The 15761-nt window shown below is 32.8% G+C and carries 14 protein-coding genes and 1 pseudogene; 5 read left to right on the top strand and 10 right to left on the bottom strand.

Translation table 11 applies throughout. The features are described from left to right. Positions 1–2: 2 nt before the first annotated feature. The 3 genes from HR057_RS13450 to HR057_RS13460 all read left to right on the top strand — a co-directional run bounded on the left by HR057_RS13450 (position 3) and on the right by HR057_RS13460 (position 5430). Positions 3–3341: a DEAD/DEAH box helicase family protein gene (locus tag HR057_RS13450; protein WP_173731961.1), complete on the top strand. Its 3339-nt coding sequence runs from the start codon at positions 3–5 to the stop codon at positions 3339–3341. 68 nt (positions 3342–3409) lie between these two features. Next, complete coding sequence (locus tag HR057_RS13455) at positions 3410–4681, top strand: HEPN domain-containing protein (RefSeq protein ID WP_173731962.1); 1272 nt, start codon at positions 3410–3412, stop codon at positions 4679–4681. 257 nt (positions 4682–4938) lie between these two features. Beyond that, positions 4939–5430: a hypothetical protein gene (locus HR057_RS13460; RefSeq protein ID WP_173731963.1), complete on the top strand. Its 492-nt coding sequence runs from the start codon at positions 4939–4941 to the stop codon at positions 5428–5430. 74 nt (positions 5431–5504) lie between these two features. Here HR057_RS13460 and HR057_RS13465 read toward each other — a convergent pair whose 3' ends face one another. From HR057_RS13465 to HR057_RS13500, 10 genes and pseudogenes are all read right to left on the bottom strand, one after another. After that, a complete protein-coding gene (locus tag HR057_RS13465) occupies positions 5505–5915 on the bottom strand; it encodes a hypothetical protein (RefSeq protein WP_173731964.1) in 411 nt (136 codons plus the stop codon). Between the two features lie 45 nt (positions 5916–5960). Further along, entirely contained in the window at positions 5961–7526 is a 1566-nt protein-coding gene (tnpC, locus tag HR057_RS13470) for an IS66 family transposase (protein ID WP_173732004.1), read from the bottom strand. 63 nt (positions 7527–7589) lie between these two features. Next, positions 7590–7943, bottom strand: a complete 354-nt coding sequence (gene tnpB, locus HR057_RS13475; protein ID WP_329955890.1) for an IS66 family insertion sequence element accessory protein TnpB — start codon at positions 7941–7943, stop codon at positions 7590–7592. A gap of 218 nt (positions 7944–8161) precedes the next feature. Continuing rightward, positions 8162–8308, bottom strand: a complete 147-nt coding sequence (locus HR057_RS17140; protein ID WP_230474455.1) for a hypothetical protein — start codon at positions 8306–8308, stop codon at positions 8162–8164. Between the two features lie 243 nt (positions 8309–8551). Then, positions 8552–8821, bottom strand: a pseudogene (locus HR057_RS17410) (recombinase family protein); the annotation flags it as partial. A 9-nt stretch (positions 8822–8830) separates the two neighbouring features. Next, the gene (locus HR057_RS13485) at positions 8831–9484 is read right to left on the bottom strand and encodes a recombinase family protein (RefSeq protein ID WP_173731965.1); all 654 of its coding nucleotides are present in this window, start codon (positions 9482–9484) and stop codon (positions 8831–8833) included. Next, positions 9468–10892, bottom strand: a complete 1425-nt coding sequence (locus HR057_RS13490; protein WP_173731966.1) for a recombinase family protein — start codon at positions 10890–10892, stop codon at positions 9468–9470. The genes HR057_RS13485 and HR057_RS13490 overlap by 17 nt, the downstream gene beginning before the upstream one ends. A 6-nt stretch (positions 10893–10898) precedes the next feature. Next, entirely contained in the window at positions 10899–11069 is a 171-nt protein-coding gene (locus HR057_RS13495; RefSeq protein WP_173731967.1) for a hypothetical protein, read from the bottom strand. A 59-nt stretch (positions 11070–11128) separates the two neighbouring features. Then, positions 11129–11263 (bottom strand): hypothetical protein, encoded by a 135-nt coding sequence (locus HR057_RS17245; RefSeq protein ID WP_268990209.1) that lies wholly within the window; start codon positions 11261–11263, stop codon positions 11129–11131. Positions 11264–11626: 363 nt separating this feature from the next. After that, positions 11627–12010: a hypothetical protein gene (locus tag HR057_RS13500; RefSeq protein WP_173731968.1), complete on the bottom strand. Its 384-nt coding sequence runs from the start codon at positions 12008–12010 to the stop codon at positions 11627–11629. Between the two features lie 683 nt (positions 12011–12693). On the opposite strand from HR057_RS13500, the gene HR057_RS13505 reads away from it, so the two are divergent. Together HR057_RS13505 and HR057_RS13510 are read left to right on the top strand one after the other, a co-directional pair. Next, a complete protein-coding gene (locus HR057_RS13505) occupies positions 12694–13779 on the top strand; it encodes an SIR2 family protein (RefSeq protein WP_173731969.1) in 1086 nt (361 codons plus the stop codon). Further along, a complete protein-coding gene (locus HR057_RS13510) occupies positions 13772–15610 on the top strand; it encodes an ATP-binding protein (RefSeq protein ID WP_173731970.1) in 1839 nt (612 codons plus the stop codon). Before HR057_RS13505 ends, HR057_RS13510 begins: the two co-directional genes overlap by 8 nt. Positions 15611–15761: the final 151 nt, after the last annotated feature.

The following is a 15761-nucleotide window of genomic DNA, read 5'->3' on the forward strand; positions in this document are numbered from 1 at the left end:
ACTTGTCAAATTTCAACTTTCTAAAAGATAAAAAACAGTATCGCAGTTTTGCCAATGCTTGTTTTGAAGCGGAAAAAGGTTTAGTTGTCAGCCCAGCTGTCAGCGCGATTCAGTCTCGACGTGCGCTGGAGCTGGCGGTAAAGTGGGTCTATAGTTATGACAGTGCGCTTGAAGTTCCTTATCAAGATAATCTTTCCAGCCTGATTCACGACCGAGAATTTTTAGGAATTATTGATGAAGAGTTATTACCGATGATGAAGTATGTAGTGAAACTTGGTAATCAAGCGGTTCATACCAATGCACCAATTACTCGAGATGAAGCGGTGTTATCCCTTCATCATCTATTTCAATTTATCGCATGGATTGATTATTGTTATTCTGATGAATTTACGGCCGGGGAATTTGATGAATCCTTGCTTCCGGTTGGAGAAGAAAAGAAGGTCCGTCCGAAAGAATTACAAGATTTATATGAACAATTAAGTGCAAAGGACCGGAAACTTGAAGAAATTATTAAAGAAAATCAACATCTACGTAAAAAGGTTACAGAAAAGCGTGAGCAAAATACGAAAGAAAATAATTTCCAAGTAGATCAATTAAATGAATTTGAAACAAGACTAAAATATATCGATTTAGATTTGAAACTTGCCGGTTGGGAGTTTAATAAAGATATTATTCGGGAATATCCAGTTGTTGGTATGCCAAATAAGGAAGGTAAAGGGTTTGCTGATTATGTTTTATTTGGAGATAATGGGAAGCCTCTTGCTGTAGTAGAAGCAAAAAGAACGTCAAAAGATCCGAAAATTGGTCGCCAACAAGCCAAACTTTATGCTGATTGTATCGAAAAAATGTCAGGTGTTCGCCCGGTGATTTTCTATACGAACGGCTTTGAAACATATATTTGGCATGATCCGTATCCACCACGAAAAGTTTCTGGTTTCTACAACAAAGAAGAATTAAGTTTGTTGATCGAACGTCGGCAAATGAAACGTCCGTTAACAAATATTCAAATTAATGATGATATCAGTAATCGTTATTATCAAAAAGAAGCGATTTTATCCGTTTGTGACGCATTGAGTCGTAACCAAAGAAAAGCGCTTCTCGTTATGGCTACAGGTAGCGGGAAAACGAGAACGGCAATTTCGATTGTCGATGTATTGACTCGTCATAATTGGGTGAAAAATGTTCTCTTTTTAGCCGATCGAAAAGCATTAATCAATCAAGCATATCGTAACTTTAATAACTTACTGCCAAGTATACCTTTATGCAACCTTTTAGATAATAAGGATAACCCAGAGGAAAGCCGAATCGTCTTTTCTACATATCCAACGATGATGAATGCGATTGATGAGGCAAAAAGAAAAGATGGGAAAAAATTATTTACCGTTGGACACTTTGATCTCATCATCATTGATGAGTCGCATCGAAGTATCTATAAAAAATACCGCAGCATTTTCGATTATTTTGATGGAATTTTACTCGGCTTAACGGCAACCCCAAAAGATGAGATTGATAAAAATACGTATGAAGTGTTTGAAATGGAAAATGGTGTTCCGACTTATGCTTATGAGCTGGATCAAGCTGTAAAAGATGGGTTTTTAGTTGATTACCGAACAATTGAAACAAAGACAAAGTTTCTAGAAGAAGGTATTCATTACGATGATTTATCGGAAGAAGATAAAGAAAAATATGAAGAAACCTTTGATGAAGAAGATTTCACTGAAGATATTGACAGCTCTGCCTTAAATGAGTGGCTCTTTAATGACAACACCATCGATATGGTTCTGAAAGATTTAATGAACAAAGGTATTCATGTAGAAGGTGGCGACAAGCTAGGCAAAACCATTATTTTCGCAAAAAATCGTCGCCATGCCGTAAGAATCGTAGAACGGTTTGACGCATTGTTCCCAGAGTATGGTGGCGATTTTGCTAGAGTCATTGATTATAGCATAAAATATGTTCAAACATTAATCGATGACTTTTCAGATAAAAGTAAAATGCCACAAATTGCTGTATCTGTGGACATGCTTGATACAGGTGTGGACATATCAGAAGTGGTTAATCTTGTATTCTTTAAAAAGGTTCGCTCGAAAACAAAGTTCTGGCAAATGATTGGTCGTGGAACACGGCTTTGTCCAGATTTATTTGGAATTGGACAAGACAAAACGCATTTCCTAATCTTTGACTATTGCGGAAACTTTGAGTTTTTCCGTGAAAATCCAAAGGGCATGGAAACTCAAGTTGGTAAAAGCCTCACAGAAAAACTATTCAATGCCAAAGTGGATATAATCCGTGAATTACAAGGAACTAATTATCAAACAGAAGATTATATCAAACATCGCAATGAATTAGTCCATGAAGTAACGAGAGATGTTCTTGCGCTTGATAATGAAAATTTCCGTGTGAGACAACATCTGCAATATGTGGAGAAATTTAAAAACAAGGACAATTGGGTTACGTTATCTGTTCTTGATACGAATGAAATTAAAGAGCATATCTCACCGATCATTGTCCCAGTTCAAGATGATGAATTTGCTAAACGTTTTGATTTATTAATGTATACGATTGAATTGGCAAAATTACAAGCCAACAATGCAACAAAACCAATTCGCAGCGTCATTCAAACGGCGGAAGCACTTTCTAAACTTGGTACGATTCCGCAAGTAATGGAACAAAAGCACGTCATTGATAAAGTGTTGACGGAAGAATTTTGGGATAGTGCTGATATCTTTGAATTAGATGAAGTGCGTGAAGCGTTAAGGGATTTAATCAAGTTTATCGAAAAAGAAACACAAAAGATTTATTATACAAACTTCCAAGATGAAGTAATTGAAGTAAAAGAAAATGCTCCAATGTTTCATGTGAATGATTTACAAAATTACCGGAAGAAAGTAGAACATTATTTAATCGAACATAAAGACCAGATGGCGATCTACAAGCTGAATCATAATAAACCGCTAACAGCCCAAGATGTAAAAATGCTTGAAGACATACTTTGGAAGGAACTTGGTACGAGAGAAGATTACGAAAAAGATTTTGGCGACACACCGATTACAAAACTAGTTCGGCAAATTGTTGGCTTGGATCCGAAAGCAGCCAACGAAGCATTTTCCGAATTCCTTTCAGAGGAGCGGTTAAATCTAAACCAAATTCGTTTTGTTAAACACATTGTTGATTATGTCATTAAAAACGGAACACTCGATAAGAAGGTATTGCAACAAGAACCATTCAGATCAGTTGGCAGTATTGTTGAACTGTTCAAGGACAATATGGATGATGCAAGAAAAATCATTGGCATTATTGATGAGATCAATCGAAATGCGGAAGAAGTGACAGGGGCGTAAATATTATCAATCATGAAATGACACCTAGGATAAATATCTTAGGTGTCTTTATTTTTAGGAGGGCATATATGTCAAAGGATATTGTAATTAATTCTGGTATTTTTCCTGTGATAATGAGTATCCAAGATAAAGACATCAATGGTAAGTATTCTAAAGTATATCATATACCAAGAAGTATCAATCTACTATATTTAGAAAATATAAAAGATAACTGTGAAAAAGATCTTCTTAGAAAATATGCAAATGCAGAAAAACTTAATGATAATGAATTAGAAACATTGTTTAAGTTTTTTATTAACAAAATTGACAAACCAAAAATAAATAGTAGTGGTAAGAATAGTGACCTATTGAGTATATTTGGTGCCGAAATGATAGAAATAAATGGAAGCATAGAGTTGCAAATAATTAAAGAGTATACTTCTTATATTAAAAAAGAAACATGGGAATGTATTGCTATGGATATGTTAAAGGATAACTATGAGCAAATAATTACAAAATATGATTTTGGGGATATCCGAATTGACTTAGGTGCATGGAAAACTGAATTTAATGAAGAAAAGCAATCGTTATTAAACTCATTTAGAAGTGCTTTTTTATTTACGCTAGTCGGATTTCTGTATGGAGATAATAGACATCTATATAGCTCATTTTATGACTTCTTTGAAAACGAATTCTCAAAAAGAATTGGACTTATATATGGAATATGGAAAACTAAAAAGTCTAGTGAAAAAGTTAAATACATACCTATATATGATAGTTTCTATAATTTAAAAGGATTGCAGGTACAAGAGCTAATTGAAATAGTGCTTGCCGTTTTGGAAACTGATGAGTTGGATATGAAAGATAAGGAAATGATTAAAAATTCTATTGTAAATGGTGCGGAAAGCCTTCATAAAAATATGGATATACAAACAATGCAATTAGAACAAACATTGGTTAAACCAGTTGTTAATTATATAATGGAAATACAAACCGCAGGTGACGATTTGAAAGCTGCACAAGCTTTATATGAACAGAACTTATATAACCAGTCTGTTAATAGATCTTATTATTCGATGATGCATTCACTAAAAGCATTATTAGAAAGTGAAAATATGCTTTCAGATTGGGAGCCAAATGCTTTAAATGTTAAGGAAAGTCATAAGCAACTTGAGAGAAAATTATCCTCGTTGGTTAGTAATGGTAAAATAGGACTAGATTATTTGGACTCATTTAGGTTTGTTAAGCAAAAGAGGTGGATAGCAGACTATAATATAGCAAAAATTGATGAAATAGAATGTAAAGATTGTTTGAAAAAGGCAAATAACTTTTTATCGGAAGTAAAAAGATTAACATATTAGATTGCAGGAGTATACCTTAATCGGGATAATGAGCAGATTGTAAATTAGGCTTTCGGTAAAGTACTCATCGAAGTATCCTTCGATGCTTGCTTTACCGAATGTTATTATCAAGAATCCCTTGATATCAAAGGGTTTAACCAGTTCTTGAATTTTACTCAATAAGCTAACCGGTGAATTACTCGGTAAAGTAAGCAGTGATAAGATAAATTATTCGGTAAAGTAAGCAGATATTTTTTTTGTATTGGAGGGATATGAAAGTGAGAGACACGAAGCGGATTCCAAGGATTTTAACTCTGTTGTTCAAAATATGGGAGCAGCAACCGGATTTGCGATTTAATCAGTTAGTTCAAAATCTACAAGCTTTATATTCCCAGCAAAATAATAACTTTGGTAAAAGATATTTTTATGAAAAGGATGGAGAGATTACTTACCAGAATTATTATATAGATTTATTTTACTTGGAGGATGACCAGTGGGAACAATTTTTAAGAGATTATTTGTCGGAAATCGAAGAAGAGTTGCAAGAGCGAGAAAAGCAAATTACTCCTGAAGTAGTAGATGAAATTGTGCAACTATTTATTGAAGCAGGGATGATTGAAACAGAAGTATCAGATTCTTTAAAAGAAAGAATTCGGTTATTTTTGAAAAAGGAAAGCAAATGGTTAACAATTGACGCTCTGTTAATCGCAATTAAAACACTTCCTTTGGAAGAACGAAAAGAATTAATTGAAAAGATTAAGAGAATATAAATGACATAATTTTTTGCTGAAACTTTTAGTTTAATTAAAGAAAAAACTGTTGTCCAAATTATTTGAACAACAGTTTACGCAATTTCGATGTCTATCTGCTTCATTAGGTCTTCGATTTCCACATATGGTGTGAGCCGGTAATCGATTCTTATATGGTTATCTTTCGAAAAGTTAATTCCTATCTTTTCGATTGCCAAAAGAAATATAGCGCGTTTTTCTTCATTTGTATAATTATGAATATCTTGTTTGAATCGACCAATTAATTCGGCTTGCATTACATCTTCTGACAAAAGATCAATCTGTTCTCTTGTTGTGTGGTATTCCTGTATTTCGTTTGTAGTAGATAATATTTGCATTTCAAAGATTTCTTTTAACTCCAGAAAGTACTCATTATTTTTATCTAGTGTGGATAAAAGATATTTTAGTTTTTCAGTAAGCCCGAAATAATGGTAAAATGAAAATAAAAAAAGCACGCCTTTTGGCACGCACGATGAATAGCCCTCCAATCAAGATTTTTTTCGGATTGAGGGCTATGTTGCTATTGCACATGTTTCACGGATATTTTTATTCCAAGGCAAATAGCGATCGATGATTTCTGGTTGTTGATGGATAGGTAGATTCGGCAACTCAGTCAATACTTTTACTAAGTATTGATAAAAGTCGATTCCATTTGCTTTGGCTGTTTCAGCTAAACTCAGACAAATGGCATTTGCTTCAGCGCCCAATTCGCTCACTGAGAAAAGCCAGTTTTTTCGGCCGATCACATTTGGACGGATCGCGTTTTCCGCTGGGTTATTATCAATCGCAATGCGACCATCATTTAGGAATGCTTTTAGACCTTCGGCATGTTTCAAAGTATAGTTTGCTGCTTCCGCAAGGGCACTTCTGCCGTAAAAAGGAGATTCATCTACCCATCGTAAGAATTCTTCCACGATTGGTTTGGAATATTTCTTTCGTGCTTTTCGACGTTTGCTTGGTGAAAGATGCTTAAACTTTCGCTCCAATTTGTAAAGTCGATTACAATATTCCACACCTTTTTCTCCGTTTTTGCTGTCGGCTTTTAACCATTTTCTACGTACATGTGCCCAACAATTTGCGAATGTCACGTTAGGTAAACCAGCGTATGCAGAATATCCGTCACAAATAATGGTTCCCTTAAATTTTTCCACGAAGTCTTTTAAAACTTCACGACTTCGCGATAAAGCACTATGGAACATGACAATGATCGGTCCTTGATAAGCAACGCTTCTGAATACCCAATTATAAGCATTGGACTGAGCTGACTTTCCATCCGAACGCTTGAGTATTTGCACATACGTTTCATCTATATGAAGAATCGACTTTTTCATGAGGAATTCTTTCATTCGATGATAAATTGGAAGCAACCAGTCCTCAGCGATTCGAATCACCCAGTTCGATAAATTCTTATCGTTTGTCAACAGACCATAACGATTCCATTCTTTTACTTGACGGTATAAAGGCAAATATTGAACGAACTTGTCGTAGATCAGTTTTGCCAAGACCGTTGGGCCTGCAATGCTACGTTGAATCGCAGGTTGCGGTGCTTTTCCACGTTTGATTTGTGAGTTTTTGCTAAGGTCTTTTTTACAATTCCTGCACTCATAAGCGTGTTCAATATGGCGAACACGCTTCACAACAGCCGGTATAAATTTTGCTTCCTCACGGACAACGGTGCTACCAATCTCTGTCATAGGAGAGTGACAACACCGACATTGTAAGTGTTCCGGATGATGATGGATTTCTTCAATTTCTAAACCTTCTAAGAAGGAATTGTTTCGTTTCTTTTTATGTAGGTTACGAACAACTGTATACGTGACAGTGTCTGTGCTTTGTTCTTCTGTGTGCTCAGATTCATAAAAAAAATCGTCATCATCAAACAAGGAACACTGTCCATCTGGCACTTGATACTTTGATTTTTCCGATTTAGAGCCATAAAGTAATTTTGTTAAGTGGCGAACTTGATTCGTCAACACTTCAATTTGTTTTGATAGTTCTTTATTTTGTTCCTTCACATATGTCAACTGTTCTTCCAACAACTGAATCACTTTTTCTGGAGATATTGAAGTTTGATCCAAATCATTCACCACTATTCCGTCCTAGTTTCATAATGTCTTGATTATAACACTAGTCGGAAGTGGTTAGAAGACACCTTTTTGAGATTTTTTGATGGCTTTCGGTTGTTGAATGGATAGGCCTTCCAGTAACCAACGAAGCTCTTGTTGTGTAAGCTGCCGAACTTCCTTTTCATTTCTTGGCCATTGGAGTTTACCATGATCCAAGCGTTTGTAAAGCATAGCGAAGCCATCTCCATCAAAATATAAACATTTATAACGATCTTTTCTACGACCACAAAATAAGAAGATGGCATCACTGTATGGATCTAGTTCGAAAGAATCCTGGATCAATGTAGCTAAACCATCAATCCCTTTTCTCATATCAGTGTGTCCGCAAATGATGTAGATATTTTTGCATTTTGTAAAATCATGAATCACTTCTATTCAACTCCCTGATAACGCCTTGAAGCAATTGGGGTTTTACACCGGGGAAGAAAGAGATTTTGCAATGTTTAGATTGAATAACGCAAACAGGTCTGAGGGGGCCACGATTCCTTTGGGTTGGAGTTGAATCGGATTCCAATTTTACAGGCACGATATTTAATTTTTCTGTTGCCAAATAAGAACACCTCCTCTGTAATTGGATTAATTCCATCTTACAGGGAGGTGAGATCGATTGATATGCGTTGTTTGAATTCGGGCTTACGTTTTTCAAGGTTTTCGTTCAAGTCATTGATTTTTTGTTCAAGCCCTTTTTTCCATCGATTTAAGATTTTTTCTGTTTGCTTTTCATAATATTTCAATTCCCTGCCCCATCTTAGTGAAAAATCAGCAAAAATACTTTCATGAATTTTATCAATTGATATTTTCTTTTTACATGAAGGGCAACAGTAATACATATATTTTTTCTTGGACTTTGCGGGAGTCGAATTTCTTGTTATCAGTTTCTCTTTACATTCATGGCAATAAACTAAATCTCGTAAAATATACGGGCTATCCATGTGATCTTTGTTTTGTTTATAATTTCTAAAAAATTGGGTGGTATTCCACAAGTTGGCCCCGATTAAAGGTTCATGATGATTTTTAAATAGAAAAATTTCTTCTTCCGGTTTCTTTTTACTATTCTCAAAACTGGTGCGGGTAAACCAAGCTAATTCACCGATATACCAACGATTGTTTAAAATATATCGTACGGTTGAATCATTCCATCCTTTTGCATCAATACTTGGCGGTGGAATATCCGCTTCATTTAATAAATTTGCAATTTTTCGATCGCTATAACCGTAACTGTATAAATAAAAGATAAGAATGACAATGCTTTTATTTTAATTGGTTTCAATCGTATTGTCCTTTGTTGTTAGAGAATAACCATAAGGATTTCTAGATCCGGGACGTTCGGGTTTTGATGAATTTACTACAGACGTATGGTAATCAGACGCTCTCTGAGACTTCTCTACCGATTCTTCATGAGCAAAAGACAATCTTGCTTGAACATAAGGATTATTTTCGTTCCACTCCCCTTCGATTTTCGAAGAGTACACTTTAAAATTTGGGCGAACTTCTTTAATTGGTCCGAGTACATATAATACAAAGTCTTCAATTAGCCTTGTAATTCGTGACTCTTCATAGAAAATGACAGCTTTCACATTTCCATTGTTTAAAATGAATTGCTTCATATTTTGCATTTGAACCCTTTTTTGTGCAGGAATATGGTAGGCAGATTTTGCTTCTTCAATAAAAGATACAACTACTTGAAATCCTTCTCTTTTTGCTCTTGCAACAATTTCAGATTCTTGGATATGCAAAGAATGTCCGAATGTTTGTCCATCATCAGACCAACGAATATACGATGTTGCTAAAGGAATAGATTCTTTAAAAATATTAAAAGGTAACTTTACCTCTTGAAGATTCGGTCTAGGAGTTTCTGTCAGCAAGTAAACCCCATTTATTAAATAAGTGTGCTTATGCATAAAGTGCATACTGCTCACCCACCTTCATAAATTCTCCAAAGGGAACATGATAAATAAATGTATCGGGACCGATTTCTACTTTTTCAAGGAATAGATGGCATAAATAGTATAAATTGTAATTTTGAATTTCCGTTTCTAAGTTTTGCTTAATGGTTTTGACAAGATCATTTACCGAATTTCGTGCTTCCGCAATTTTGGCTAATTCGATATGGAAATGATTGATTTTATTTTTTATATCCTTTGACTCAATAATGAGTGAATCGATGTTCTTCTTTGCCGCATATTTTTCTACTATAGTAGAATGAATTGAGCTTAACTTTCGATTTAAGTTAATGATCTCAAGACTGTAATCCTTTTCGATTCTAGATAAATGGGAAAATACAAAGCTTTTGATTGTGTCAACTGGGATATGTTTTACAATGATTGAAAGTTTAGATTGAATAGTCTCATTCAATTGTTCCACCGTAATTCTGTTTTCCTCGTGTCCTCTTTTACAGATGTAGTAACTGCTTTCTCCCAGTTTTGAAATTTTAAAAGTCATGTCTTTTTTGCAAAGCATACATTGTGGAGTAATGTATCCACGGTCCTTTGCGTTGGTTATGGCTTGAAATACTTCATCTTTCAATTTTTTAAGTACTTCTTGAATTTTTAGATGTTCTTCTAGTGAGATAATCGGTTCTACATGATGGAGAACTTCAAAACCGTACGAAGTCTGCATATGTGCTGAATAAAAAGGGTTTTCTAGATATTTTAATAAATCCTCGTACCTTTTGTATTTTAGTATCTTTTTGTATTTCATTAAAATATTGAACAAATCATCTGCTTCTTTGGATTCAGCCACTTCATAGAATAAAGATTTTAAGTCATTAACCACTTCTGGGTTGGGGATATACTTAACATCCTTTCTTTTTCCAATCCGTTTATATCCAAATATAGAAGAAGGAAATTGTTTCATTGTATCCTTTCTTCTACCGGAAATATTCTGGCCCTCGACTTGTGCAAAAATCCCATATAACGATTCAATTGAAAGTTTAGGAGAAAACGGCGGTTGTTTTGTTGATGTGAAAATCACCTTGATTCCGTATTTATAAAACTCTTTAACTATTGCTACGTATTCATAAAAATTTCGCGCTAAACGATCACGACTGTATACAATGACTGTTTTTACTTTTTTCTGCTGAATAAGTAATCGTAACTTTTGTAAATTTGGCCGCTCCTCAATGGCTAATTTATTGGCTGACACATTATCATCTTTTAACCAAATCACTTTATCTAAATTAATACGATTATTATGAATATAAGATTCAGCTAGTAGAATTTGTTTTTGAATGTCCTGTTGGGCTGTACTCACCCTGCTATAAACCGCAATAAAATCTTCATAGTATTTATCGGGTTCATAATATTGGGCTGGATACACGAGAATCTACTCCTTTTCAACAATTTTATTACTTTCTGCAAGTAGGAACCCCTTCATTTTAGGTTTTAAATCGAGTTGATCGATTAAGACCTTTTCAACTAGCCTCTTCATAAAGTAGTAAGATTCCTCTTGTAAGTCTTCATCAAATGAAACTTTTACTATATCTTTTCGTGACATAACCATTCCTCCCAACGTAGCCTTTTTAATAAGGATTGACGGGAGGAAAAGTTTTTAAACTAATAGGTGTCGTTATCCATATTTAAATCCATTTGCAATTGGTATTCGTAATTTACTTGTTTCGATGTTTCAATGAAAATTTTAGTCTTAGTAGGAACCCCTAACTCTTTCAGTAGATCGAGTAGGTTTGACATGGTTATCGAAAACCTCCTTTCCGTAGAACAAAATAAAACGTTCAATGACGGTTTTAGAGATTCCAACCTTTTCACAGCAATCTAAAATATTGTTAAGAAATTGCTTTTGGCTTCCTTGTATACTTATAGATCATCCCTCCAACAAAAAACGCGGCACATGGTGCTATCACTGATAGATAACATCATGAAACCGCGGTTTTCGCTTATTATGGTTACTTTTATTTACTTTTGAACAAATTGGTTAATCAGAAATCATTATAGCTTTAGAATTAAGGATTTTAAGAGGGAATTAAAAAATTACTTATTCAATTCCCTATTCTCTATGAAATCCTTAAAAGAGTTGACTCTGACTTTTTACAATAACTATTTATCAGGAGAAAGCAAATCTTTTTGAAATTTATCAGGAATAATAGAATTTATATCTTCAAAAGTAAAATCATTAAGGTTAATCATTCTTTCCAAAATAATTCGAAGTTCATTTTTATGGTAATCTGTCAATATGGAATTAAATACTGTTTCGACATCAATAGCTCCGTATTGTTTAAAATAATTGGTAATTAATTTAAAATAATCATCATCTATTGTGGGATATAATGCTTTTATAGTTTCTGGTTGATGTCCGCGACTTAATAGATTATGGATGACTCTCCAACTTTCTATAACTTCTACGATTGTTGCTAATTTCCAGTGTAGATGTTCAGGTAAAGGTATTTTATTTTGTGAAAGTTTTCTTTCTGATTTTTTCAATCCGTTAGTCTCCTTTCCTAATCTGAAGGATGAATGTTGTGTTAATCAATTTTTGGTTATTAATCCCATACTATCCTTAAATAAGGATTACTCTTCTTTATCCTTATTTAGAATAACACCCGTTAATTTAAGGATTCATAAAAATTTCTATTCAAGTTAGTTAATACTAGTAACTCCCAGCTATGATCTGCATTCGAAAAAGAAACGCGCACCTTTGTTTATTGTGGTAACTATTTAAAAAAATTAAAATAATTTGGTTAATAAAAAAAACAAATGTATTGATATTTCATGATTTCAAGTCAAATTAAAAAAGAAGAAATGCAGCCGGGCATTTCTTCCATATCAGAACTACAAATTGCACTAACAATAAACAGTTTAGTCAAATTTTTTTAGAATTAATCCAAAAGCACTCAAAAACTGTTGTATATTGGATAATCTTGTTAATTATTGTAGAATAAATGAAATAGTAATTATTAGTGTTTACATAGACGATATTTATAAAAGGAAATTTGAACAGGAAAGAATTTTTAGAGAATATAAAGGTTAAGCAAAAGAGAAAAGAAACTTATAAAGATTTTTGAAGGCGTACGCAAATAGATAATAGACGTTAATTATTTTTTGAAAAGGGTGATTTGATGATACCAACTACACAATATTTATATCATTACAGGGGAGATAAAAATTTGAATGATGGATTATCTTTTTCTAAACAAAAAGATGCAATTAAAACATTTATTAGAAAACAGTTATTATCTCCCAATTTAAATTTTTTTATTGGCTCTGGCTGTTCATTTCCAGCTGTTCCTCTCATGGGAAAAACATTTAAATCATTGAAAAAAGATTTACATGATGCAGCACTAGGTAATTATAGGTCTGAGGAAAACGATGATATAGAGGGATACTTAAATTGGCTACATACTTCATTAAACTTTTTTGAGAACTCTGATATAGATTATGAGAATATTGGAGAATTTCAAGAAAACTACGAAAGAACTAAAAAGGGTCTAATTGAAAGTATAGATATTAATTATTACGAACATAAAGATGTGTTGAATTTTTATAAGGAATTTTATAATGAAATATTTTCAATAAGAAATAATAGGGATTTTTCTCCAGTGAATGTTTTTACTACAAATTATGATTTATTTAATGAATTAGCGATGGAAAATGCAAATATAAGATATACAAATGGATTTAGAGGCACTATACAGAGAATATTTGATCCTACAGAGTTTCATTTGAGGTTGGTTGATGATGTAAATCGCTATAAAGATAAATGGAGCATTGTACGTAGATTTGTAAAGTTATATAAAATTCATGGTTCGATAGACTGGTTATATGATAGTAAAATAGGAAAAGTAGTACAACGGAGAGCTAATGAAGATGAATCAGAAAATGTTCTAATATATCCAACAATTCATAAGCATATTGAAACGCAGCAAACACCTTATTCAGAGCTTTTTAGGGAATTTTCTATAAATCTCCAAAAACCAAATAGCACTTTAGTAGTTATGGGATATGGTTTTCCAGACCAGCATATTAATCAACTAATTTCACAGGCTCTAAGTAATGAGGATTTCACGCTGATTATCTTTAGTAGTCTATTAGAAGATAAGGCCAAAGAATTTTTTGAGAACCATAAAGATTTACTCAATATACATTTTATTGGAGGACGTATGATCCCGGCTGAAAATCCTAGTGACTCAGAAGATGGTCATCACTTTAGTAATATTTTAGGTTATATGAAAGCTGGTGAAGGTGATGACTAAAAATGCAATTGGAATAATTACTAAAGTGTTCTTTAATAAAATTGTAATAGAGGTACCTAATCCTAGTGATATAGTGCATAATTTCCAAGGGGAATTATACATACTAAACGGACTAAATGATTTTGTAATTATTAATAAAGATGGCGCTAGTAAATACGTCTATCAAATTATTGGTTTATATGAACAGGAAAAAACACTATTTGAGGAGGAACAATCTAAATTTAGTGAAAAGGCATTTTTTGAAGCGGTACCAGTTGGAGAGATTGTCTTTAATAAATTTGAATATGGATTAGCTACGTTTCCAGTTATAGGCGAAGAAGTATATTTAGCTAATAATGAAGAGATAGAAACCATATTAATGTCAGCCGATGATGACATATCTATTATATTAGGAAAACTTACTACACATAATGTAATGCCTAAAATAAATTTAGATAGTATATTAACTAATCATTCATGTATATTAGGAAACACAGGATCAGGTAAATCAACAACTGTACGTACATTTTTAAATGAAATAGCTAATTTAAAAGATCACAGTAATTTAGACATTTCAAAAGCAAATTTTATTATTTTTGATGTTCATGGTGAATATACAGATCTTCCTTCTGAAATGACCACAGTAGTAAAGGTTAAAGATATTTCTATAGATTTAAATGACCTAGTTACGGAAGATTGGATGAATTTACTTCAACCCTCAACCGCTGCACAGAGACCAATATTACTTAATGGATTAAAATTAGCAAATATTATTGATTCTGATGATGAAAGTATTTTGTGGATTAAGGCGTATTGTGCATTAGAGTTATTTAATAACCAATCTACAGATGCAGTTGCTAAAAGAGCGAAAATTAAGGGTTTGTTAGAAAACATTGACTCACAAGAGATTGAAGAATGCCTAAATCATTATAGTCCACAATATGGAAATTTTAAACCGGAATATTATGATGAAAAATTTAGAAAAGAAATTAAGTCATATATAGAAAAATCTACGGGATGTAAATATGAGGATTGTCATGCATATTTAGTATCGTGCTTAGAAGATGCAGAGTGTAAGGTTAATAGCTTAAATGATTTGAAATTAGCTTTGGATATTGTGTTACTACTTGAAGAGGCAAAAGGAAACAATCAGATTCGAACATTTTGTTCAACTTTAATGACACGCCTTGATAACTTAATTGCAACATTTTCAAATAATTTATTTTCAGAGGATTTTACAAAGAAAGCGGAATTAGAAGATGCTTTACAATGTGAAAAAACTTTTACAATATTAGACTGTTCATTTATTGATGATGATGTCTTGTTATTCTTTACAAGTCACATACTAAGAAGGATATTTCAAAATCAATATGATGAAAAAATGCTTACTGGACAAATATCTAAAGTTTATAATTTGATTTTTGATGAAGCTCATAAGTATATTTCTGAATCAGAGAAAGACAGTATTGTTAATTATACAAAAATGTTTGAAGTAGTTGCTAAAGAAGGAAGAAAGTTTGGCACTTTCTTGATGTTGTCTAGTCAAAGACCTAGTGAACTGTCTAAAACAGTTATATCACAATGTAACAACTTTATATTACATAGAATTCGTAATAATATAGATTTAGAACAAATGAAAAAAAGTATACCTTATCTTAATGATGCACAAATTAATAGATTGTCATATTTGAAAACAGGTGTGGCATTGTTAGTAGGAGAGTCTTTTTCAATTCCAATGGAGATAAAGATTGATGGTGAACAGTACAGTGAAATATCAAAAACGTATTTACCATCTCAATTATGGAAAAGAGAAGAATCTGTAGAACCCGCCCCAGTTGAAATTGTTACTTAAATAATTGGAAAAATAAAATTACAATAATATAAGTTAATGTTAAAATTAAATAAATTGACAAAACCATATAGAATAAGTTTTTGAGAGATTTCTTTAATAAGTAAATTAAGCCATACTAATTTTAATGGAAATAGTTACTTACTATAAATAT

Source organism: Calidifontibacillus erzurumensis (assembly GCF_013303125.1).
Lineage (GTDB): Bacteria > Bacillota > Bacilli > Bacillales > Bacillaceae_J > Calidifontibacillus > Calidifontibacillus erzurumensis.

Coding starts and splice junctions, on each gene's coding strand:
- HR057_RS13495 (WP_173731967.1), bottom strand. CDS start 11,069: ATGTCACGAAAAGATATAGTAAAAGTTTCATTTGATGAAGACTTACAA.
- HR057_RS17245 (WP_268990209.1), bottom strand. CDS start 11,263: ATGTCAAACCTACTCGATCTACTGAAAGAGTTAGGGGTTCCTACTAAG.
- HR057_RS13485 (WP_173731965.1), bottom strand. CDS start 9,484: ATGCACTTTATGCATAAGCACACTTATTTAATAAATGGGGTTTACTTG.
- HR057_RS13510 (WP_173731970.1), top strand. CDS start 13,772: ATGACTAAAAATGCAATTGGAATAATTACTAAAGTGTTCTTTAATAAA.
- HR057_RS13455 (WP_173731962.1), top strand. CDS start 3,410: ATGTCAAAGGATATTGTAATTAATTCTGGTATTTTTCCTGTGATAATG.